This is a genomic window from Parageobacillus sp. NEAU-HV-2, from assembly GCF_059115485.1.
Genome location: NZ_JBXUJJ010000001.1, coordinates 334,639 through 355,973, shown reverse-complemented (window position 1 = coordinate 355,973; position 21,335 = coordinate 334,639). Strand labels below are relative to the sequence as shown.

The window sequence follows — 21,335 nt, the reverse complement described above, 5'->3', positions numbered from 1 at the left end:
ATCTCTCGCGTTTTTTGCTGTATTACATTTCATGCACCCAATATAGCAATTTATTGACAAGCATTTCGAGTTGCTCTTGTGCAACTACTCTTTTTAATGAAGAAGCTAAACGCCCTCTTAATGTTTCCGGTTCTTCTTCGTAACGAAGGAAAAAGGACCATTCCAGATCAGGGATCGCTACCACCATGTATTCTTCTTTTTTATTTTCATAAATGTAAACTTTTGTCGGCGTTTGCTTGTCCGATATGATTGCTTTGCGAATTTTCATTGTGATCCCCATCCTTTGCAGCATCTTACATTTTGTATATTTTAACAAACAGGTGCCATCTACTCAACATAAATCATTTTCCGCGTCATCCCGCCGTCAATGACGATATTTGCCCCAGTAATAAAATCGTTTTCATCATGGCATAAATAAAGGCAAGCGCGCGCAATATCTTCCGGTTTACCGACACGCCCAGCCGGATGCTGCACATGATCTATTTCTCGCAACTTCCCATAATCCCCTGTTTCAATCCACCCGGGACTGACCGCATTTACGCGGATATGATCTCCGGCAAGCGAAACGGCTAAAGCATGGGTCAGCGATAAAATTCCGCCTTTTGAAGCAGCGTACGCTTCCGAATTCGGTTCAGACATGAGCGCCCTTGTAGAGGCAATGTTGACAATCGCTCCGCCGTTTGCGTTTTTCCGCATATATTTCGCCGCCTCACGAGAGGCAAAAAAGACACTGCGCAAATTAGTGTGAAGCACATCTTCCCATTCTTCCACCGTCAGCTCATATGGGGATTTCCATCTTGATACACCGGCATTATTAATTAAATAATGTAAGTATCCATACGTTTCAAACGTTACTCTCATGAGGCGTTCAATTTCGTCCACTTTTCGAACATCTGTTGGAATGAAACGAGCTTCCCGTCTTTTTTCCCGCAGCGCTAACGCAAGTTGTTCTCCTTTTTCTTCCGCAATATCAGCAATGACAACTTTCGCTCCTTTTTCGGCAAACATAGTGGCGATCGCTTTGCCAATTCCATTCGCCCCACCAGTTATGATAACGACCTTCCTAGAGAAATCCACTGCTTCCCAACCTCTTCCCTGTTCATTTTTACTGCTCAAGAACAGTTGTGTTCATCGGTTATTTCATTCTCTAGTATATCATCTGTACGGTAAGAATTCATTTCTCAAAAAAAGACCGCAGCAGTGCGGTCCTTTTATAAAGGTTAGCGGTACGGCATATATGGGACTGGGAAAAACGGTCCGTACGGCGCCATACCTCCATAGTAGGAAGTCGGTCCATAATACGGCATTGCCCCAACAGGCATTATTGGACTGCACATAGGAAAAGCTGGAGCCATCCCTGCTGTTGGAAACATTGGTTCCGATGCCGGAGCAACAGGGTTTTCCATCCCACTAACTGTTTCCGGCATTTGTCCTGTATACGGGTCAGCCATTTCTTCAGCCTGCATCGGCGACGTCGTTGCAGGGGCATTGTTATCGCTCATCGGCAAGCTAGCGCCGCCGACAGCCGTATCTGGCATCGGTTCCATGCCAAGCGGCATCGCTGGCGGAGTCATGTCAGGACCAGCGATATCGTCATGTACAAAATACGGAATGCCTCCTGCGAATGGATGGCACCAATGGATCGGCGGGCAGCAATACATCGGCATCATTGGATAAAAGGCGGTTGGCATCGGTGCCGGTGGTGGGGCAATGTTGGAAGCAACCGGCATCGGTGCCATCGGCGGGATATTGTTAGAAGCAATTGGCATCTGTTCCATCGGTGGGAAATTGTTGTCTACTCTCTCCGATTCATCATCTATTCTTTGTTCTTCATCATAGCCTTGTTTAGAAAAAAATGGATCATTCATATACGAATCCCAGTTATTCATGTTCCTCTCCCCTTCATTTTTCTTCAGGCATGCCTATGATACATACCCATCCATATTGTATGTGAGAACAAGCAAAGGGTGTTTACCTAAACAAAAATGGGTATTTATCCTAAAGCGTTATTGCGCTATGATAATGTTTGTCATCACATTCATCGATTGAGGTGGATAAACGATGGATGAAGCATTAGCAGCTAAGCTTCTTGATGAATTGCGCCACGGGAAGATTTCCGAGCTGCTAGTAAAAAAAGAAGATTTTCTTCCTTTTCGCAATGTTCTGGTAAGACAAAGCGACTTTAAACATTTCCGCGGCATTGCCCAGCGAGGGGGAGACGTTATTTATCACTATCTTCAAACCCCACGAAGTTAGCTGTTCATCCATTTCTAATGAATGCCGATTTCCTTATGTGAAAATCGGCATTTTTTCATGACGGAGAAATTTCCAGCCTGCCTATCAAACTAGTAATATCAATGGATGCCGCGATTTTCCAACATTTAGATAATGATAGAATCTAAAATCCTTGTTACTCTAGTAACAAGTTAACGAGAAGGAGGTAATTTTATGAAAAAGATAAGGAAATGGATGCTAGCATCTGTTTTCTGCAGCGCCTTTCTATTTGGAGGCCATGCGGATGCAGCAACTACACATACAGTAAAATCAGGGGAAACGCTTTGGAAGATTGCCAAACAATACGAGGTTCCACTAAAACAGCTGCAAAAGCAAAACAACAAGTACACTGATGTATTGTTCCCTGGCGAGAAGCTAGTTATTCCGAATTCAACCATTTCTGCAAGTGAAAAAAATTTATTAGCCCGCCTTGTTCACGCTGAGGCGAAAGGAGAGCCGTATGCTGGAAAGGTTGCCGTAGCAACCGTTGTATTAAACCGTGTCGACCATCCGGATTTTCCGGATACGATTCGCGATGTCATTTATGAACGCTCCTCTGGCGGCCATTATGCATTCACGCCGGTGCAAAATGGAACGATTAATGAACCAGCCGACCGTGAATCATATCGCGCCGTTGAAGAAGCCCTTGCTTTTCGCGGTTTAGGAAATGGCTCCTTGTACTTTTATAATCCAAAAACGGCGAAAAGCAAATGGGTGAGCACAAGACAAGTCACTGTTGTCATTGGAAACCACGTATTTGCTAAATAAAGAAAGGAGCTTTTTTGCAAGCTCCTTTCTTTTTTCATAAAAAACTTTACTTAAACAAGAAAATGAGGCAAACTATAACAAAAGAAAAAATGCAAAAAGGAGAATATGGATGATGAAAAAAGCGAAAGTCGGCGATATTATTGAGTTTAAAAACGGATTGCGCGGGATTGTGGAAAAAGTTAATGAAAACTCTGTCATCGTGGATTTAACGTATATGGAAAATTATCGAGAATTAGATTTGCAAGAACGAACCGTCGTCAATCATAAGAATTACAAAATTGTTGAATAAAGGAAGAAAACAAGAGGCTGCTTTCTAAAACAGCCTCTTTTCGTTTTTAGTTAAGAAATACACACTAGCTGACCCGATTCATTCATATATATGCGTATCAGCTTGGCAAAAAGCCGCGCTGTAAAACATTGCGAGAGCAAGCTGGTTTGCATCAGCTGGCTTATATTTTTTCCATTTTCCAAGCATAGCGCCGTCCCGCGCTCCAAAGCCAATACTTATAAATGAGCAAACACTTTTTGAATGGGAAAATGCCGATTAACGATTATCGACTTTTTCCGGATACAAATCATGGTTCATTAAGCGATATTCCGCCATTTTCTCATATTTCGTTCCAGGGCGGCCCCAGTTGCAATACGGATCGATGGAAATGCCGCCGCGCGGTGTGAATTTCCCCCATACCTCAATATAGCGCGGCTCCATCACTTTAATTAAGTCGTTCATAATAATATTGACGCAGTCTTCATGGAAATCGCCATGGTTGCGGAAGCTGAATAAATACAACTTCAATGATTTGCTTTCGACACATTTTTTATCAGGAATATAGCTAATGTAAATCGTCGCGAAGTCCGGTTGTCCGGTCTTTGGACACAAGCTTGTAAACTCCGGACAATTGAACTTCACGAAATAATCGCGGTCAGGGTGTTTGTTTTCGAATACTTCCAACACCTCTGGGCTGTATTCGAATAAATATTTCGTGCCTTGATTCCCTAATAGCGTAAGATCTTTTAATTCTTCCTCTTTTCTGCCTGCCATCGTTTTTCCCCTTTCCTCAATCATTTTTGAATTTATACGCCGCGTTTGTTTCCCCATAGGAGGGTGTGCAATTGCGGCAAAACGCGCACGTCGTTCAGCTCGTTTGACTGCGCTACTTTTTCCACAAGCCACTCCAGCCTTGCCAAAAGCTGCGTGCGCAGCGCTGAATCGTCCGCTTCTGCTGTATCGGCGTTGCCGACTTGCAAATAAAACGGGATGCCCGGATAACGCTGGTGCACCCTTTTTGCATAGTCGAAATCGATGTCATCGAACACGACGACCTTTAAGCTTATATGAGACGCCCGTTCCGCGCCCGCCAACTTTTCCACAATGTGATCGAGCATGGCAAAATCGGTATCCATCCCTGAACTTGGCGGTTTTGGTGAAATGGTTACCTCATCGATATGATACAGCCAGTCTTGCCAGCGGCTTCCTTGCGTTTCGACGGCAAGACGAATCCCTTTCTTTTTCAAAAGCAAAACGAGCTCTTCCAGCGCCGAAATGAGAACTGGATTTCCTCCAGAGAGCGTCACATGGCTGAAGCGGTCACCGCCAAGTTCATACAGCCGCTCCCAAATTTGCTCCGCCGTCATTGGCTGAATTTCCTCTTTTGCCGATCCGTCCCATGTAAAAGCGGAATCGCACCAGCGGCAGCGGTAGTCGCAGCCGGCGGTGCGGACGAACATCGTCTTTTGCCCGATTACCATCCCTTCCCCTTGGATCGTCGGTCCAAAAATTTCAAGCACGGGAATCGTTTTCGCCATTATCGATCCCCCGCTTTCGGCCGATAAACAACATAGCTTGTTGGCGTTTCCCGCACGAACACTTGCAGGCATTTTGGCTTGTGCGGCAGTGTGTCCAAATACGCTTGCACCGTTTCATATATTTTTCGTGCTACCACTTCCGTTGTCGGAAAGTCGTTGCTGTTTTTCGTATCAAACCAATCATGATGCTCATTCAAAAGCGTATGGTCGAGCTTTCCGTGAATGAGCTCTTTTAGTTTTTGAAAATTGACTAAAAAGCCGGTCTCATCCAATTCATCCCCAGCTACCGTAATGTTGATGACATACGTATGGCCATGAATGTTCGCGCATTTACCCGCCTGCTTGTGGGGAATAAAATGGGCAGCGGCAATATGCATATCTTTATTCAACTCATAGCGATAATCATGAAACACTTGCGGATAAAGCTGGTATATCATCGCCGCCCCACTCCTTCTTTTTCTTGCAAATATTGTTCAAGCCCCCGTTTTCTTAACACGCAAGCTGGGCATTCACCGCAGCCGTCGGCAATGATGCCGTTATAGCAAGTCAATGTTTTCGTGCGGACAAATTCAAACGCTCCGAGCTCATCGGCGAGCTTCCACGTGTCCGCCTTGGACAGCCACATCAGCGGCGTATGGATGACAAATTGGTAATCCATTGCTAAATTCAACGTTACATTCAATGACTTAATAAATATATCGCGGCAATCTGGATAGCCGCTGAAATCCGTTTCACATACGCCTGTGACAAGATGGCGCGCTCCTTTTTGCTTGGCGAGCACCGCAGCAAACGACAAAAACAATAAATTTCGCCCATCGACAAACGTAGACGGCAATTGCCCCTCTTTTTGTTCGATGGCAATCTCGCTTCTTGTCAAGGCGTTTGGCGCTAATTGATGCAATAGCGACATATCGAGCACCGTGTGAGGAACATGAAGCTCCTTGGCGATCGCAGACGCCACTTCAATTTCCAGACGATGGCGCTGTCCGTAATCAAACGTCACCGCTTCTACTTCCGCAAATTGCTTTAGCGCCCAAAATAAACATGTCGTGCTATCCTGGCCGCCACTAAAGACGACTACCGCTTTTTCCTTTTTCATTTTTCGTTGCACTCCCTTCCGCTTTTTCCAGAAGAAGAGGCGTTCTAAAACAAAAAAGCTATACCCCCTAAGGATATAGCCGTCCCTAGTTTTTTATAGAGGGTTGTTCTAGAAACCTCTCCCGTACGTTCGTACGGAATTTTTCTTCTGTTTTTCCCTCTTAAAACTATACCACATTCAGCTTTTTGGTTGCACTATTTTTTTATTTTATTGGCAGCCTTCACATATATATATAAAGCAGGAATATAGAAAATGACGAGATACAGGCCGATCGTAGAGGTCCATTTGTTTAGCCGTTCGATTTGTTCTTTTTCTCCGAACCACAACGTCCCGATAAATAATAATAACAAAATCACAGGAACGGAACGGCGCTGCTTGATGGAAAACAATTTTTTTGCAATACGTGAAGCCGACCATACCGCGATGCAAATAATCGGAAATACTACCAGCACATAAATGGAAATGATAATGTACTCCATCCTTTCAATAAACGGTACTTCTGGAATTTTCGCCAGCGTTAATGTCGGCCAAGTGATATGCTGAATTTGTTCTTCATTATAAAAAAGAATCGCGACCAGCATAATACTTAAATAGAGAAGGGTCGTAAACGCATTGCCCCATTGCGCCCACTTATGCGACTTTTCTGGCTGTTGGATAAACGAGTAATATACAAGCAGCATTTCCATTCCTAAATATTGCAGTGACATTGCTTTCGCACCCGCAAAGATCTCACCGATCGAATGGTCAAATACCGGCAGCAAATTGCGATAATGGGCGTATTCAAGCGGGAAAAACAATATTGGGAAAATGGTGAGCAACGGAAGCACGACGCTCCAAAAACATAACCCCGTGACAACGCGAAATCCTCCTAATACGGTGTAATAAGTCAGCGCTAAAAAAATAAGGCTGAACTGCCATGCCCCCATCAGGGGAAACATCCAAATTTTAATAATCTCAATATACGTTTGCAATACCGTAAACGCTAATAAAGAGAAATAAACAAGCAAAGCGAAGCTAAAGACAAAGCCGATCCATTTGCCGAAATAGTGTTTGTGTATAGAAATGATATCTTCAGCGTTAGGGGAATGTGTGAAAAGTTGATACATGACCCAAATTAATAAATGGGCAATGATTCCCGTTATGATGACAGCTATCCACGCATCGTGTCCCGCCTCTTTCATCACCAAGCGTTGAAAACTAAGCATTCCAATTCCCACTTGGGTGCCATGGATGAGAAAAAACACCAAAAAGGGCGAGATAAGGAATCGTTCTTTCGCCGCTTGATTCATGTAAATACCTCCCCATCCGCTCGCGTCACTCACCGATCCCTGTTTGTATAATGTCGACAGTTACATGCGGCTTGATTTCTAAATCTTTATATTCACGATAAAATTCATCTGCATTCCAATGTCTTGTTTTGCTGCGGACAAATTCGCCAATGCCAAGCGGGTCAATCTCTTTTTCTTGAAAATAGCGGAGCAGGCGGCGAATATTGTGCTCCATTTCATCTTCCATCTTCTTTTTCACCATAGAGAAAATCTTTTTATGCGACATATCGAGCCAAGACGGATAATCTCTGACAGAAGCGTGAATATGAACAAAAATATGCAGAACATGGCGGTGCCCTTTCCTTTTCCACTCATATTTGGATGTCGCAAATAAATTTTCGAGCATCACCCGGTCTTCGCCTTGCTTCCCGCGATTTCCTACTTTTAACTGATACACTCCATTTTTTGTTTCATTTAATAAAATTTTTACCAAAAACGAATCACGCAAACTCACTTTTCCCACATATTTCCCATCTTTAAACAACGCGAGCCCTTCTAATTTTACAAAACTCCCCTTTTTCTCAAAATAAGGCAAAAACGGATCGCTTCCTTTTGAAAAATAGTTGTACAAAAACAAATGTAAATTCGTTTTTGGCAAATTCATCGAACGGACATTTTGTTCGACTAAATTAGGCAAGTACAGCGTATCGCTTAAAGTGGTGTTCGCCGTAATATCCAATAGCTCCTGCGCGCTTCCTGACGATACGCCCAACAGCAAATGGCTTCCCACTTTATTGTTGCGGGCCAAACTATGGGTGATTTGCGTAACGCCCCGTTTGGCAAATTCTTTGCCAAATAAAATTAGGCGAAGCTGCCCTTCTTCAATCGGCAATGCCGACTTGGAAGAAAGGCGGGGAATTAAATCATAAACCGTTGACGAAGACGTCGTTAATAAATTCGGCTTCGTCATCGGTCCTTGTTTAAACGTCGGGTATACTGCCGTTCCCACATATTTTCCGTCATGATAGTCATAGCCCATTTCTTGAATAATTTGAATTTCATCAATAACGCGCGAACTTTTGCAGCCGGCAAGCAAGAGCAGCAATGCGGCAATGACTAGAAGCGGCTTCATATTCGACCCCTTTCTTACTCGTCGATATCGTCTTTTTGTTTCGCTTCCGCCGGATTATAGCGGAACAAAGAAAGCGGGCGCAGAAACGTCGGACGCTCTGCTGTTTGGCTGTATGAGGAACGGATCAAACTATCTTTTAAATCGCGAATGCGCAGCGGATAAAACGGAACTAAATACGGATTGCCAAATGATTGCAGCCTTCCTAAATGAATGAATAAGAAACAGACGGCGAAAATAATTCCGACTCCGCCCCAAAACGCCGCAAATAAAATAATGGGAAAGCGGATGAAGCGGATTGTATTAGACATTTTAAAAATCGGTGTCGTAAAGGAAGCTAAAGCGGCGAGCGCAACGATAATAAGCAAGATGGTGCTTGTCAACCCCGCTTCCACTGAAGCTTGTCCGATAACAATACCGCCGACAATCCCGAGTGTTTGCGCCACTTTTGTCGGCAGACGCGCCCCTGCTTCGCGAAGCAATTCAATCGTTATTTCTAAAAATAATACTTCCAATACCGGCGGAAACGGCACGTTAGAACGGGAAAAGATAATCGGCCCAAGCAAATCTTTCGGAATCATTTCATAATGGTACGTTAATACGGCAATATAAATCGGCGAGGCCAGCACGGAAAACATCACGCCAAAAAAACGGATCAGCCGGAAAAAGGAGCCGAGCACCCACGGCAAATAATAATCTTCCGGCGAGGTAAAAAAATCGAAAAAAGTCGACGGGCCGATGATCACATACGGCGAGCCGTCGCAAAGAATAACAACTTGACCAGATGCGAGCGCAGAAACGGCACGTTCAATCCGCTCCGTCGAGATAAAAAGCGGAAACGGAGAATTCGAGTTATCGGAAAGCATTTGTGAGACAAACGAGCTGTCAAAAATAATGTCAAAATGGATATTTTCGAGCCGCTGGATCACGGTTTCGATCGTCTGCTTATTCGTAATGCCATCGATATACGCGATGACCACTTTCGTTTTGGACATCGTACCAAGCAGCATTTCCCGAAACACTAAATTTGGGGTTACGATTTGCCTTCTGATTAAATGCAAGTTCGTCCCAACGTTTTCGACAAATCCAACTTTCGGGCCGACGACACTAAATTCATTTTCTGAATCATTGTTTGGCCGCAACCCTAAACTTTCATTCGCTACATTAATGAGTGCAACATGGTTATCTGTCTTTTGAAACTGAACAGCTACAAACCCTTTTAATATTTTTTCTTCGATCATCTGCACATCGTTCGTTACTTCAATCCGCTGAATCGGAATGATTTTTTGCAAATCCTCGAGCGTAATATCTGGATACTTCGGAACGTCATTTTGCAGATGGCAGAGAACGTGTTGCTGCAGTATCTTCGGATCAACTAGCGAATCAAAATAGTAAATGGTAAGCAAATGGCCGTTTACGGCAAACTCTACTGTAATGAAATCGCTCGATTGCCGCAGCTTATTCAATAATTGTTGCAGCGTTTTTTCCTCACCGTTTGTCTTCGTTTTTTTAAAAAAGGAGAAAATGGACATAACGATCCCCTCGTACTTGCCGTTTAACATATTTCCCGAGAAGTCTACCACCTCTAAACAGAGTGTAGGTGGGAGAGGTTCATGGGATAGTCTTCCAATCGACCTTTTATTTTATTCGTTTCATATTCAGCATTGATTTAAAAAGACGGATACTAAGACAGAAGCAATGGTGCGGCGGCGAAACAATCATTGAAAAAAAGCATCGTACAACACTTTTTTTCAATAATTAGAAAAACAGCCGTTTTTCCGCGCCACTGCGGAAAAACGGCTGCTGTTACGGGCGCGGCACTTTGCGCACCCATAATAGAAAAAGAAACGCAAAACTGATGTAGCCAAATAGCGGATATAAAAACGATAAGAGCTCACTGTAGCGGAATAAGCTGACAATATACAGCACGATAAACAGCACGGCAAGAAACAAGGCGTTAGGAATAGAAACGAGCGTGCGTGCCTGCCGCTGCAGGCCAAAAATGCCGCCGATAATGGACGTAAAAATTTCCCCGTAAATCACAATGATATACACCCAGTAAAAAACAGAGAAAAACGAGCGGATGACTTCCGCCATCGGAATATCGTAATTCATTGCATACGGAAACGATAAGAGTACCAAATGGCTGCTTAATAAAATGCCGGTAAGCAGTAGCCCGCCAAGCACCGCGCCGCGCCGTACCGTGCGCTCGTCCCCTACTTCGCAAGCCAGCGGCACGAGCACAGGCTGCGCCATCGCCAAGTTAAACGCCGCATACGAAAATGGGGAAAGAAACGCTCTTAATGAGTAGTCTGTCGCTTTCAGCCCCGTTCCGCACCATTCGCCCATGGTGATCAGCTTTCCGAGCGCAATGGCGCTAAATAGCACCATCATCGGAACAATCAAGGCGTTTACGCCAAATAGCCCTTTTATATCGTACATCATGACCAACAGCGATAAACATAACGTCGCTACAATTCCGACTTGCCGCGGCAGCCCAAGCTGCTCCTCAAACACCGCCCCTGCACCGGCCATCATCACGGCGGTGACTCCAACAATCATCAACGTCATGATGATAGAAATAACGGGACTAACTTCTTTTCCGAATAAATAGCGGTTAAACTGTTGATAAGAAGCGGCCTTCACTTTCCGCGCCATTACCATCATGCGCGCGCCGCCCCACGTAAACAAGATGCCGCTAATGATAATGCCGATCGTTCCCGACGTTCCGTATTGCGTAAAAAACTCGATAATTTCTTTTCCTGTGGCAAATCCCGCACCGACGACGGTGCCGACGTAAACGGCGGCGATTTGCCAAGCATCCGACCATTTTCCAGCCACTTCTGCCATCTCCCTCTCCTTGTCCACTATTCACTCCCATATATATGTCGGCATGGTCCAATAAAGACGGGATGACAGTAAAAAAAGGATGCCGCTATAGGGCATCCCTTCATTGCACCGTAATTTGCTCTACTTGATGTTCGTGCAATTGTTCCGTTTCCACATGAATTTTTACAGAATATGTCCCTTTTTCTTGAAACGTTGTCGTTGCTTCGTATTGGCCTGCTTGTTTTTCGCTTGCTTCGATAAACTTGTGTTTGCTGTTTCCTTGCCAAATTTCAAAATGAACTTTCGCTTTCGTCAGCGGCTGGCCGTCATGAGTAATATGTACCGTTAAATGCGCTTCTTTATTTACGGAAAATTGTTTTTCTTGAAGCATCATCGCGACATCGGCATGATGGTGTTCATCGCCGTGTTGTTCCTCTGCGTGATTTTGCGGCTGATCGCTCGGTGTGCCAACAACGATATCTTTTTTCGGCATATTATGCATATTTCGCGCTGTCACATGGCTGACGACGGAATACGTCCCCGGTTCAGTAAACGTCTTTTTCACAGAATATTTGCCATCTCCATCATTTTTGGCGGTTAACATGTCATGCTTCTCGCTTCCATGTTTCCATACTTCAAACTTCACTTCGTCCGCGTCATCCACTTTTTCCCCACCGTATGTCACGATACAAGAAAGGGTCGTTTCCTTATTTAATTCAATATGATCCGGTGTTTGAAGCTGAACTTCAAGCATTGCCGGTTTATCCTCTCGCTTTTCCTGGCTGCAGGCGGCAAATAAAAACAATATTAACATCAATGACAAAAACAACGAAAGCTTTTTCACTTTTTCATTTCCCCTTTGTTCTATTTTTCTAGACTTAACTATACCATAGCTTTTCCTTATCCGTACATTATTCACTATTCCTTCAAAAACATTTCACGGTTACAACAAATTTTTTTGTAAAAAACACTTGAAAGTCAAAAAAGGTCAAAGTATAATAAAGTCAGAAAGTCAAAGTTAGTCAAAGTCAATTGACAAAAAAGGAGGTTATGCCTCATGCTTTGTCAAGTATGCCATCAAAACGAAGCTACGGTATTTGTAAGTTTGCAATTCAATCATGAGAAAAAGCAATTGCATCTTTGCCACGAATGTTATGAAAAACAAAAACAAGAGCTGACTGTCCCGATCAATTTCGGTTTCAATAATTTCTCGTCGTTCCCGTTTGATGATTTCTTTATCGACGGATTTTCGCCAATTTCGGAAATGGACACACCATCAACAAACATGTCACAACCATTCAAATGGAATCGGAACGGTAAAAGAAACGGCGGTTTCTTAGACCAATTCGGCCGCAACTTAACACAGCTTGCGAAAGCGGGTCTGATTGACCCGGTCATCGGCCGTGATAAAGAAATTGAACGCGTCATCGAAATTTTAAACCGCCGCAATAAAAACAACCCGGTATTAATCGGGGAACCTGGCGTCGGGAAAACAGCGATTGTCGAAGGGCTTGCCTTGAAAATCGCGGAAGGACAAGTTCCAGAAAAACTATTAAATAAAGAAGTATATTTGCTTGATGTCGCCTCGCTTGTCGCCAATACAGGCATTCGCGGTCAATTTGAAGAAAGAATGAAACGGCTCATTTCTGAATTGCAACGCCGGAAAAACGTCATTCTGTTTATCGACGAAATTCACTTGCTCGTCGGCGCCGGTGCGGCAGAAGGCTCGATGGACGCCGGCAACATTTTAAAACCAGCCCTTGCGCGTGGGGAATTGCAAGTCGTCGGTGCGACAACGTTAAAAGAATACCGCCAAATTGAAAAAGACGCTGCGCTGGAACGCCGTTTCCAACCAGTTATCGTGCATGAACCAACGGTCGAAGAGGCGATTACGATTTTAAAAGGGATTCAACCGAAATATGAACAATTCCACCACGTCCAATATACGGACGAAGCGATTGAAGCGTGCGTTAAATTATCGCATCGTTACATTCAAGACCGCTTCTTGCCGGACAAAGCGATCGACTTGTTAGACGAAGCCGGCTCAAAAGCGAACTTGCGCATCGGTCCAACAGATGAAAAACAAATTCAAGAACGCCTTGCGCAAATCGCCAAAGAAAAAGCAAAAGCAGCGCAAGAAGAAAATTATGAACTGGCAGCGAAATTGCGTGACGAAGAGTTAAAATTAGAAAAACAATTACAAAACGGCGTAAATCAAGAACGCCCAGTCGTCGATATTGCCGACATCGAGCGCATTATCGAAGAAAAAACAGGCATTCCTGTCGGCAAACTGCAAGCTGATGAAAAAGAAAAAATGAAACATTTAGAAGAAAACTTAGCGAAAAAAGTGATCGGCCAAGAAGAAGCAGTCAAAAAAGTCGCAAAAGCAATCCGCCGCAGCCGCGCGGGATTAAAAGCAAAACACCGCCCGATCGGTTCGTTCTTATTCGTCGGTCCGACTGGCGTCGGGAAAACAGAGTTAGCGAAAACGTTGGCAGAAGAATTGTTCGGCTCGAAAGATGCAATGATTCGTCTCGACATGAGCGAATACATGGAAAAACATTCGGTATCGAAATTAATCGGTTCGCCTCCTGGCTATGTCGGTCACGAAGAAGCCGGCCAACTTACAGAAAAAGTGCGCCGCAACCCATACAGCATTATCTTGCTTGACGAGATTGAAAAAGCGCACCCAGACGTCCAGCACATCTTCCTGCAAATTTTAGAAGACGGCCGTCTCACGGACAGCCAAGGACGCACCGTAAGCTTTAAAGATACGGTTATTATCGCAACAAGCAACGCCGGCGTGACGGACAAAAAAATTACGGTCGGATTTGAAAAACAAGGCCCAACGCACACAAGCGTCCTTGAGTCGTTAAACGCCTACTTCAAGCCAGAATTTTTAAACCGTTTCGATGCGATTATCGAATTCAAATCGCTGAAAAAAGAACATATGCTGCAAATTGTTGACCTCATGCTTAACGAAGTAAAAGCGGCAATGCGCGAACAGCACATCGACCTTGACGTTTCGCAAGCGGCGAAAGAAAAATTGGCGGAACTCGGCTACCATCCAGCATTCGGAGCTCGTCCGCTCCGCCGCGTCATCCAAGAACACGTCGAAGACAAAATCGCTGATGTCTTGCTTGACGAAAACGACCAAGTCAAAGCGATTCGCATCGATGTCGAAAACGATGTGATTGTCGCCAAACCTTTGCATAAACAAACCGCCTAATCCCTTAATGGGAAAGGCGGTTTTTTTCAGCACAAAGCGAAAGAAATTTTTCAGATGTTTGATCCAGTTCCTGCGGCTCAGCCGCTCTCTGCAAACCGGTCAGCGTTATGCAGCGCCCCTTCACTTACCAGCTTTTTCTTATAAACAATCCCGGACAGTGTTACACTCACTTCATAAAGCACCAGCAAAGGAATGATAACAAGAATATCCGAAATCAAATCCGGAGGCGTGATGAGGACGGAGATGACAACCAGAAAAAAATAGGATAGTTTCCTCGCCTTTGCCAGTCTCTTCGGATTCAGGATTCCGAGTCTCGTTAAAAACATGACCGCAAGCGGCATTTCAAAGAGAAAGCCAAATGGAAGTGTCAGATGGATCATGAACCGAAAATATTTTTCCGCTGTGAATATTGTTTCGAATTGCTCTGCTGACAGGTTTGTTAAAAAACTGAGCACGGCCGGGAAAAGCACAAAGAAACCAAATGAAATCCCCGTGATAAATAATAGAAACAACCATGGGATAAACCGCAAAGATACTTTCCGTTCTTCGGGATTCAGCGCAGGAGAGACAAACCGCCATGTCTGGAAAGCGGCGACAGGTATAGTTGCTGCGATCGCAAACACGGCTGCGATCATCATGTATATCCAAAGGATGTCACTCGGGCCGAGGATGGCAAGTTTCCCGTCGAAATCCTTGACAAGCCATTTATAAATATCCTGTACAAAAACGAAACTTCCAATGAAGGACGCAATAAACGCCAATAGCGTAATAATCACCCGTTTGCGAAGCTCTTCCAAATGATCTATCAGACGCAAATCTTTGTTTTTCATGCTGGCTGCCTCCTTTTTTGGAAACAAATGCTGTTAGTTTGTAGTTACTAATTTTGGGAAAGAAGAAGCAGACAGGCTGCCCCGTCTGCTCTCTTTTTTACTAGCTGTCTTTTTTCACAGCCGATAATACAGACTTTTTCGTTTCCTCGTTATTATTATCGGATACTAGTTCCTTCGCGGCACTTTTGAATTCAGTCAGCGTACGGCCAAATGCGCGGCCGATTTCCGGCAGCTTGGAAGGCCCAAAGATGATCAAAGCAATGACGAGTATTAAAATTAAACCTGGAATACCGATATTGTTTAGCATTGTAGGTTCATCTCCTTTGCGGAAAATTTGGCATCCAGACCAGTAAAGATGCCCGGATGCCAAATGCGGAATTGATATCGTTCAGCAGGCGCGGACGGAATTAATTCGTAACCTTTCCTCTCTTTTTCTCCATTTGTTTTTCATGGGCACGTCTGTGGGCGCGATGGCGGTCTTCTTCCACTTCCATTGACATTTGGACACCCATCGGTACCATAGTGGATGATACTTCTTTAAGTCCTTTCTGATCTTTTTCATAAACCAATGATGCTCTCGTGCAAATATCCGCTCCCGGCTGAGTCACATACGGAACGATGCGGTAATCCGCACGCCACTGTTCCGGAGTAACTTGACAGCGGACATAGCCGCGGTAATTGTTAAAAAATTTGATGTGCGGGTTTTGCGCTAAAATTTTCTCCGTGTCTGCACGCCAATCAGAACCATTTCCTCCGGAAGTAATCGAAGTGCCAACAAACTCAGCGCCAAAAATCGGGGCATCAGGATCGTTATAATCAGTCGTCAAGTTAGAGGCCCAGTTTGCATGGACATCCCCGGTTAGAACAATCAAGTTGTTCATATTCTTGTCTGCAACGAAATCCATAATGCGTTGGCGCGCGGCCGGATATCCATCCCAGGAATCCATGCTGTATCTTGGCTCTGTGCTTGTCCCAAAGTTCCGCTGGGAAAAGAAAACCTGCTGTACAAGCACGTTCCATTGCGCTTTGGAGCTTCCAAGATTGTCAAGAAGCCATTTCTCCTGTTCCGCGCCGAGGAGGGTGCGCTTAGGATCCAAAGATTCCGGGGAATGCGGCTTGATTCCATCTCCGTTCGCCTGGTCATCGCGGTACTGACGCGTATCAAGAACAAAGAAAGAAGCTAAATCTCCGTAAGCGAAAGCTCGGTACAATTGCATGCCGCCTTCATGCGGAAGCGACGATCTACGGAGCGGCATATGCTCGTAGTAAGCTTGGTACGCGGCGGCACGGCGCTTGATAAACGCTTCGACCGATTGGCCGTTTTCTGGAATAACGTTCGCATAATTGTTTTCCACTTCATGGTCATCCCATGTTACGACCCACGGGAAGGCAGCATGAGCTGCTCTCAGGTCTGCATCAGAGCGGTATTGGGCATAACGGTTTCGGTAGTCCTCAAGTGTGATAGTTTCCGGACCGCTATGGGTACGGACATTACCGGTGAATGAAACATATTCGTTCGGTCCGTATTCATATATGTAATCGCCAAGGTGGAAAACTAGATCAAGATCCTCTTTCGCCATGTGCTTATACGCCGTGTAGTAGCCGTGCTCAAACTGCTGACAGGAGGCGAAAGCGAACGCCATTCCAGATACCTTTGCACCTGCTGCCGGAATGGTTTTTGTTTTTCCAACAGGGCTTAATTCGTTTCCACATTTAAACCGATAAAAATAAACGGTGTTCGGTTTTAGGCCATTCACTTCCACATGGACAGAATGCGCAAGGTCAGGTGAAGCCATTTCGGTACCGCGCCGGATCACATTGCGGAAATGTTCATCTGCTGCAAGCTCCCAATGGACAGGAACGACATGGGGAGGCATTCCGCCGCCGTTTAGCGGATCCGGAGCCAATCTTGTCCATAATACAACACTGTTTGATAAAGGATCTCCGGAAGCAATGCCGAGTTTAAATGGATAATCGCTGAATTTTGGGGCGGCATCCACCTTAAATCCTCCTAGGGACTGGGCGATGGCTAGACCGAGCGAGAGCCCCGCAATCTTGCCGGCTCCATGAAGAAGGCTGCGGCGGTCTATATTCTTTTTCAAGATTTCTTCATTAAAATTCTTGATTAATTCGTCTAAAAGTCTCTCATTTTTCATGTTTTTTTCCCTCCTGAATAAAATCTTTAACTGAGCATGATTATAAATGGAAATTTTTAACCTGCTGTAAAGATATGTAAAGAGAAAAAATAGCATCAATGTAGAGTGGAGGTATTTGTTCATAGGTCTAAAGAAAGGATAAAGAGTGAATTTTCGGAACATTCCTGATTATTTTTTAAACACACAACAAATTATCCGTATTATCATAGTTCTTTTTTCCTTCATTTTGTAACATTTTCTTCATGCAAATTTTACAAACGAAAACTTAAGGGAAATTTTTTACGTCGTATAAATGATGAGGACAAAGGAAACATGCATAAAACGGGAAAGATGGTTAAACAATAGTAGCGCTCAACAAAGATATATTGAGGTGATGGAATGAAAGTATGGTCTAACTTTTTAATCTGTATATGTTTGCTATTTACGTTTCATTTACCTGTTCAGGCGCATCATATTGCCATTCCAAAACAAGCAGTAAATATCAAGCGTGCCGCAAACTTAAAGGATTTAGTAAGCGGCTCAACATTAATTGCTTATGGTTGGTTCGATACTTCTTTTCAGAAGCAGCCGTTAAATAAGTCTGTACAAGGTGGGAAGCTCGTTAATTTTGTACAAAGCTTTCATGTCGACAAATATTTAAAGGGAACCGGCAGCAAAATCATCAACGTATTATCAACCGGTATTGAACCCCTTCCTGATCCTTTACATCCTCTCAACAGAGTTTATCCAGGACCGATGGCTGAGGGTCGATATGTTTGCTTTCTAAAACCTGTTCCGGGAACAGAATTGTATACCATTGTCGGGGGATGGCAAGGAGTCTACCCTGTTTACGAAGGAAAAACCATTTCCTTGAAAGAAGAAGGTTTTCCAGAGTTAAATCAATTAACGCTTAGACAATTTGAAGCTAAAATCAAATCTTACTAAATGATTGTTTTGCGGGAACAAGAAAGAGATCCTTCATGAATGGAATGGCATTATAAAAAATGTTGAGGTAGATATTAAAGAAAGCATCTGCTTCGATGAGCAGATGCTTTTTTACACATTTGAAATATATCTAGAGAATAGGAGAGTTGAATGGCTTAGCCAATGTTTACCCAGACACTCTTCACTTCTGTATAGTTATCTAACGCGTAGCTACCACATTCACGTCCGATGCCTGACTGCTTATAGCCTCCGAATGGACTTGCCGCATCAAATACGTTATAGCAGTTCACCCATACCGTACCCGCTTTAATGCGATGCGCGAGGTAGTGGGCTTTCTTTATATCCTGCGTCCAAACACCAGCCGCTAAACCATAAAGCGAATCGTTCGCTTTTGCAACAAGATCATCCAGATCATCAAACGGCATCGCCGCTACAACTGGGCCGAAAATTTCTTCTTTTGCGATGGTCATCGAATGGTTCACATCAGCAAAAACGGTTGGAGCGACAAAATAACCTTGTTCATACGGGATAGTACCGCCTACTACTAGTTCTGCTCCTTCCTCAACTCCTTTATCAATATATCCTTTGACGCGTTTTTGCTGTTCTTCTGAAACGAGAGGGCCCATTGTCGTCTCTGGCAATAAACCATTGCCTTGTTTAATTGTTTTTGTAAGGGACACTAAATCAGCTACTACATTGTCGTACATTTTCTTTTGAACATATAAGCGGCTTCCTGCGCAGCATACCTGACCCTGGTTAAACATAATTCCCATAAATGCGCCAGGAACTGCTTTAGTCAAATCTGCATCAGGTAAAATGATGTTCGGAGATTTACCGCCAAGTTCAAGTGTTACCCGTTTTAATGATTCACTTGCTTGTTTCATAATTTGTTTTCCGACAGCCGTTGAACCTGTGAAGGCAATTTTATCCACTAATGGATGATCCACTAGCGGCGCACCTGCTGTTTCACCATAGCCAGGTACAATGTTGACAACCCCTTTCGGGAATCCTACTTCTTCTATTAATTTTGCTAAGTAAAGAGCAGATAGAGGTGTTTGTTCAGCAGGCTTTAAGACAACCGTACAACCTGTCGCAAGGGCAGCACCTAGTTTCCATGCAGCCATTAATAATGGGAAGTTCCACGGAATAATTTGTCCGACTACCCCCACTGGTTCATGACGCGTATAGTTAAAATAGTTTCCTTGAACAGGGATGGTTTGCCCCACAATTTTCGTTGCCCAGCCTGCATAATAACGGAGATGTTCAATCGCTAAAGGTACGTCTGCATTAGATGTTTCACGAATTGGTTTCCCGTTATCCAATGTTTCAAGCTGCGCTAATTCTAATTTATGCTCTTCCATTAAATCAGCCAGCTTATAAATTAAGCGGCTTCTCTCAGCTGCACTCATTCTTGACCATGGTCCATGATCAAACGCTTCTCTTGCCGCTCTTACTGCTAAATCAATATCCTCTGGACCTGCTTCTGCTACATCCGCTAACTTTTCACCAGTTGCAGGATTGACTGTTTCAAACGTTTTACCAGAAACGGAGTCTACCCATTCGCCATTTATATACATTTTTTTAACACCATTTAAAAACTCTACTAATCTAGGACTTAATTCGATTCCTTTTGCACTTACATTTTGCATATACTTCACTCCTATTTTATTAATATTCGGAACCGTTTACAAAAAATATTATACTGTCCTTTTGATTTTATTTAAAAAATATTCTGATTTTTTATCTATAAATACCCCATCAACAATTTCAACAGGTGACACTTGTTTACTTTTAGTTTGGTTGATCCATTAAAATTTAGTGATTACGTTAAACCCTTTCGTATTATATTGTGACATATTTTCAAATACAGCGTTTACATCTTCCAATCTGATTTCACGTTCAACCAAGCGCTTCGGATTCAATCGTCCGGAAGAAATCAAGCTCAGTAGGCCGCGATAGTCAGGATGAGGATTGCCGATGCTTCCTACAAACTCAATTTCAGATGCTGTAATCAGGTCAACAGGAAGCGATACAAAACCGCCTTCTTCTGATGTGGTTAAACCTACTTGAACATGTCTTCCTCCTTTTCTTAAGGACAGAACCGAATTAAGAACGGTATCCTTGATGCCTAAAGCATCCAGTCCGACATGTGCGCCTCCTTTTGTGATTTCTTTAATTGCTTCGACAACGTTTTCTTTTCTAGCATTGACGACCGCAGTGGCGCCTTCCTGCTTTGCGATTTCAAGTTTTTGATCATCAATATCAACTGCTATAACTTGAGCTCCTAATGCATTGGCTACCTGAATAGCAGAAAGACCTACGCCACCCGCTCCATGCACGGCCACCCAATCACCAGGCTTGACATTTCCTCTGACAATACCGTGATATCCAGTCATGTAACGGCAGCCTAAAGCAGCAGCTGTTAAACTGTCAACATTTTCAGGGAGTCTGATCAGGTTAAAATCGGCATTGCGAACCAGTACATATTCCGCATATCCACCTTCAAATCCAGAAACCAAGCCATAAATTTGGAGGTTTTCGCATAAATTTGGCACACCTTTTTTGCAGTATTCACATCGTCCACAAGCGGAATGGAACGGAACTGTGACACGATCTCCCGGACGAAACGACTTTACATCTTTACCAACTTCTTCGACTACACCTCCAAATTCATGTCCAGGTGTTATCGGTAATTCCGGGGATAAACCGATCCACGACCAATCCCCTTGCCACGCATGCCAGTCGCTGCGGCAAACCCCGCAAGCTTCGATTTTAATCACTGCATCTTCCGGCCCTGGTTTAGGATCTGGGACATTTAAAATTTCCAATGGCTTTTTGTGCTGAATAATTTTCGCAGCTTTCATTACCTCTTCCCCCTCATTTGTTAGTTGTTAAAAAAATGTGATTATTAATAATATTATTAATACTTTTCTGATTTTAACCTAAAAAAATGATTGTATTGTATAGTCATAATGATTTTTGTTGCATTCAACAATATCCGACAAAATGAGACGAGATTTTTC

At 43.8% G+C, this 21,335-nt stretch carries 22 protein-coding genes; 5 read left to right on the top strand and 17 right to left on the bottom strand.

The window, feature by feature from the left end; all coding sequences use genetic code 11:
- Positions 1-22: 22 nt before the first annotated feature.
- From AC1WMD_RS01975 to AC1WMD_RS01965, 3 genes are all read right to left on the bottom strand, one after another.
- A complete protein-coding gene (locus AC1WMD_RS01975; protein ID WP_043903919.1) occupies positions 23-268 on the bottom strand; it encodes a YueH family protein in 246 nt (81 codons plus the stop codon).
- Positions 269-327: 59 nt separating this feature from the next.
- Positions 328-1,077 carry an SDR family NAD(P)-dependent oxidoreductase gene (locus AC1WMD_RS01970; protein WP_043903918.1) on the bottom strand — a complete coding sequence of 250 codons (750 nt, stop codon included), beginning with the start codon at positions 1,075-1,077 and terminating at the stop codon, positions 328-330.
- A gap of 143 nt (positions 1,078-1,220) precedes the next feature.
- Positions 1,221-1,889, bottom strand: a complete 669-nt coding sequence (locus AC1WMD_RS01965) for a hypothetical protein (protein WP_494255866.1) — start codon at positions 1,887-1,889, stop codon at positions 1,221-1,223.
- A gap of 172 nt (positions 1,890-2,061) precedes the next feature.
- On the opposite strand from AC1WMD_RS01965, the gene ykzS reads away from it, so the two are divergent.
- From ykzS to AC1WMD_RS01950, 3 genes are all read left to right on the top strand, one after another.
- Positions 2,062-2,256, top strand: coding sequence for a protein YkzS (gene ykzS, locus AC1WMD_RS01960; RefSeq protein ID WP_043903917.1), 195 nt, complete (start codon positions 2,062-2,064; stop codon positions 2,254-2,256).
- 192 nt (positions 2,257-2,448) lie between these two features.
- Positions 2,449-3,042, top strand: coding sequence for a cell wall hydrolase (locus AC1WMD_RS01955; protein WP_043903916.1), 594 nt, complete (start codon positions 2,449-2,451; stop codon positions 3,040-3,042).
- 112 nt (positions 3,043-3,154) lie between these two features.
- Positions 3,155-3,331 carry a YkvS family protein gene (locus AC1WMD_RS01950; RefSeq protein ID WP_070104947.1) on the top strand — a complete coding sequence of 59 codons (177 nt, stop codon included), beginning with the start codon at positions 3,155-3,157 and terminating at the stop codon, positions 3,329-3,331.
- A 255-nt stretch (positions 3,332-3,586) separates the two neighbouring features.
- Here AC1WMD_RS01950 and queF read toward each other — a convergent pair whose 3' ends face one another.
- From queF to AC1WMD_RS01905, 9 genes are all read right to left on the bottom strand, one after another.
- Complete coding sequence (gene queF / locus AC1WMD_RS01945) at positions 3,587-4,084, bottom strand: preQ(1) synthase (protein WP_017434571.1); 498 nt, start codon at positions 4,082-4,084, stop codon at positions 3,587-3,589.
- Between the two features lie 32 nt (positions 4,085-4,116).
- Positions 4,117-4,848, bottom strand: coding sequence for a 7-carboxy-7-deazaguanine synthase QueE (queE, locus tag AC1WMD_RS01940; protein ID WP_043903914.1), 732 nt, complete (start codon positions 4,846-4,848; stop codon positions 4,117-4,119).
- A complete protein-coding gene (gene queD / locus AC1WMD_RS01935) occupies positions 4,848-5,285 on the bottom strand; it encodes a 6-carboxytetrahydropterin synthase QueD (protein ID WP_043903913.1) in 438 nt (145 codons plus the stop codon). The genes queE and queD overlap by 1 nt, the downstream gene beginning before the upstream one ends.
- Entirely contained in the window at positions 5,282-5,947 is a 666-nt protein-coding gene (gene queC / locus AC1WMD_RS01930; protein ID WP_043903912.1) for a 7-cyano-7-deazaguanine synthase QueC, read from the bottom strand. The genes queD and queC overlap by 4 nt, the downstream gene beginning before the upstream one ends.
- Before the next feature lie 194 nt (positions 5,948-6,141).
- Positions 6,142-7,236 (bottom strand): GerAB/ArcD/ProY family transporter, encoded by a 1,095-nt coding sequence (locus tag AC1WMD_RS01925; RefSeq protein ID WP_494255865.1) that lies wholly within the window; start codon positions 7,234-7,236, stop codon positions 6,142-6,144.
- Positions 7,237-7,261: 25 nt separating this feature from the next.
- Positions 7,262-8,347, bottom strand: a complete 1,086-nt coding sequence (locus AC1WMD_RS01920) for a Ger(x)C family spore germination protein (RefSeq protein WP_043903910.1) — start codon at positions 8,345-8,347, stop codon at positions 7,262-7,264.
- Between the two features lie 14 nt (positions 8,348-8,361).
- Positions 8,362-9,876 carry a spore germination protein gene (locus AC1WMD_RS01915; RefSeq protein WP_043903909.1) on the bottom strand — a complete coding sequence of 505 codons (1,515 nt, stop codon included), beginning with the start codon at positions 9,874-9,876 and terminating at the stop codon, positions 8,362-8,364.
- Between the two features lie 274 nt (positions 9,877-10,150).
- On the bottom strand, positions 10,151-11,194 hold the full coding sequence (locus tag AC1WMD_RS01910) for a YkvI family membrane protein (protein ID WP_494255864.1): 1,044 nt from the start codon (positions 11,192-11,194) through the stop codon (positions 10,151-10,153).
- A gap of 100 nt (positions 11,195-11,294) precedes the next feature.
- Positions 11,295-12,017, bottom strand: a complete 723-nt coding sequence (locus AC1WMD_RS01905) for a FixH family protein (protein ID WP_494255863.1) — start codon at positions 12,015-12,017, stop codon at positions 11,295-11,297.
- Positions 12,018-12,230: 213 nt separating this feature from the next.
- Between AC1WMD_RS01905 and AC1WMD_RS01900 the strand changes: the two genes are divergently transcribed.
- Complete coding sequence (locus tag AC1WMD_RS01900) at positions 12,231-14,402, top strand: ATP-dependent Clp protease ATP-binding subunit (protein WP_494255862.1); 2,172 nt, start codon at positions 12,231-12,233, stop codon at positions 14,400-14,402.
- Positions 14,403-14,479: 77 nt separating this feature from the next.
- Here AC1WMD_RS01900 and tatC read toward each other — a convergent pair whose 3' ends face one another.
- The 3 genes from tatC to phoD all read right to left on the bottom strand — a co-directional run bounded on the left by tatC (position 14,480) and on the right by phoD (position 17,388).
- Positions 14,480-15,232: a twin-arginine translocase subunit TatC gene (tatC, locus tag AC1WMD_RS01895; protein ID WP_494255861.1), complete on the bottom strand. Its 753-nt coding sequence runs from the start codon at positions 15,230-15,232 to the stop codon at positions 14,480-14,482.
- A 100-nt stretch (positions 15,233-15,332) separates the two neighbouring features.
- Positions 15,333-15,539 (bottom strand): sec-independent protein translocase protein TatAD, encoded by a 207-nt coding sequence (gene tatAD / locus AC1WMD_RS01890; protein WP_043903904.1) that lies wholly within the window; start codon positions 15,537-15,539, stop codon positions 15,333-15,335.
- Between the two features lie 100 nt (positions 15,540-15,639).
- Positions 15,640-17,388: an alkaline phosphatase PhoD gene (gene phoD, locus AC1WMD_RS01885; protein ID WP_494255860.1), complete on the bottom strand. Its 1,749-nt coding sequence runs from the start codon at positions 17,386-17,388 to the stop codon at positions 15,640-15,642.
- A 378-nt stretch (positions 17,389-17,766) separates the two neighbouring features.
- Here phoD and AC1WMD_RS01880 point away from each other — a divergent pair, with 378 nt between their 5' ends.
- Complete coding sequence (locus AC1WMD_RS01880) at positions 17,767-18,312, top strand: hypothetical protein (protein ID WP_494255859.1); 546 nt, start codon at positions 17,767-17,769, stop codon at positions 18,310-18,312.
- Positions 18,313-18,467: 155 nt separating this feature from the next.
- Here AC1WMD_RS01880 and AC1WMD_RS01875 read toward each other — a convergent pair whose 3' ends face one another.
- Positions 18,468-19,961: an aldehyde dehydrogenase family protein gene (locus tag AC1WMD_RS01875; protein ID WP_494255858.1), complete on the bottom strand. Its 1,494-nt coding sequence runs from the start codon at positions 19,959-19,961 to the stop codon at positions 18,468-18,470.
- Positions 19,962-20,120: 159 nt separating this feature from the next.
- On the bottom strand, positions 20,121-21,176 hold the full coding sequence (locus AC1WMD_RS01870; protein ID WP_043903900.1) for a zinc-dependent alcohol dehydrogenase family protein: 1,056 nt from the start codon (positions 21,174-21,176) through the stop codon (positions 20,121-20,123).
- Positions 21,177-21,335 lie beyond the last annotated feature (159 nt).

What these genes read in the sequence shown, in the direction of transcription:
- AC1WMD_RS01880 (WP_494255859.1), top strand. Translation starts at nt 17,767, where the DNA reads ATGAAAGTATGGTCTAACTTTTTAATCTGTATATGTTTGCTATTTACG.
- AC1WMD_RS01925 (WP_494255865.1), bottom strand. Translation starts at nt 7,236, where the DNA reads ATGAATCAAGCGGCGAAAGAACGATTCCTTATCTCGCCCTTTTTGGTG.
- AC1WMD_RS01870 (WP_043903900.1), bottom strand. Translation starts at nt 21,176, where the DNA reads ATGAAAGCTGCGAAAATTATTCAGCACAAAAAGCCATTGGAAATTTTA.
- queE (WP_043903914.1), bottom strand. Translation starts at nt 4,848, where the DNA reads ATGGCGAAAACGATTCCCGTGCTTGAAATTTTTGGACCGACGATCCAA.
- tatC (WP_494255861.1), bottom strand. Translation starts at nt 15,232, where the DNA reads ATGAAAAACAAAGATTTGCGTCTGATAGATCATTTGGAAGAGCTTCGC.
- AC1WMD_RS01910 (WP_494255864.1), bottom strand. Translation starts at nt 11,194, where the DNA reads ATGGCAGAAGTGGCTGGAAAATGGTCGGATGCTTGGCAAATCGCCGCC.
- tatAD (WP_043903904.1), bottom strand. Translation starts at nt 15,539, where the DNA reads ATGCTAAACAATATCGGTATTCCAGGTTTAATTTTAATACTCGTCATT.
- AC1WMD_RS01965 (WP_494255866.1), bottom strand. Translation starts at nt 1,889, where the DNA reads ATGAATAACTGGGATTCGTATATGAATGATCCATTTTTTTCTAAACAA.
- AC1WMD_RS01900 (WP_494255862.1), top strand. Translation starts at nt 12,231, where the DNA reads ATGCTTTGTCAAGTATGCCATCAAAACGAAGCTACGGTATTTGTAAGT.
- queD (WP_043903913.1), bottom strand. Translation starts at nt 5,285, where the DNA reads ATGATATACCAGCTTTATCCGCAAGTGTTTCATGATTATCGCTATGAG.
- AC1WMD_RS01920 (WP_043903910.1), bottom strand. Translation starts at nt 8,347, where the DNA reads ATGAAGCCGCTTCTAGTCATTGCCGCATTGCTGCTCTTGCTTGCCGGC.
- AC1WMD_RS01975 (WP_043903919.1), bottom strand. Translation starts at nt 268, where the DNA reads ATGAAAATTCGCAAAGCAATCATATCGGACAAGCAAACGCCGACAAAA.
- ykzS (WP_043903917.1), top strand. Translation starts at nt 2,062, where the DNA reads ATGGATGAAGCATTAGCAGCTAAGCTTCTTGATGAATTGCGCCACGGG.
- queF (WP_017434571.1), bottom strand. Translation starts at nt 4,084, where the DNA reads ATGGCAGGCAGAAAAGAGGAAGAATTAAAAGATCTTACGCTATTAGGG.
- queC (WP_043903912.1), bottom strand. Translation starts at nt 5,947, where the DNA reads ATGAAAAAGGAAAAAGCGGTAGTCGTCTTTAGTGGCGGCCAGGATAGC.
- AC1WMD_RS01915 (WP_043903909.1), bottom strand. Translation starts at nt 9,876, where the DNA reads ATGTCCATTTTCTCCTTTTTTAAAAAAACGAAGACAAACGGTGAGGAA.
- AC1WMD_RS01950 (WP_070104947.1), top strand. Translation starts at nt 3,155, where the DNA reads ATGAAAAAAGCGAAAGTCGGCGATATTATTGAGTTTAAAAACGGATTG.
- AC1WMD_RS01955 (WP_043903916.1), top strand. Translation starts at nt 2,449, where the DNA reads ATGAAAAAGATAAGGAAATGGATGCTAGCATCTGTTTTCTGCAGCGCC.
- AC1WMD_RS01875 (WP_494255858.1), bottom strand. Translation starts at nt 19,961, where the DNA reads ATGCAAAATGTAAGTGCAAAAGGAATCGAATTAAGTCCTAGATTAGTA.
- phoD (WP_494255860.1), bottom strand. Translation starts at nt 17,388, where the DNA reads ATGAAAAATGAGAGACTTTTAGACGAATTAATCAAGAATTTTAATGAA.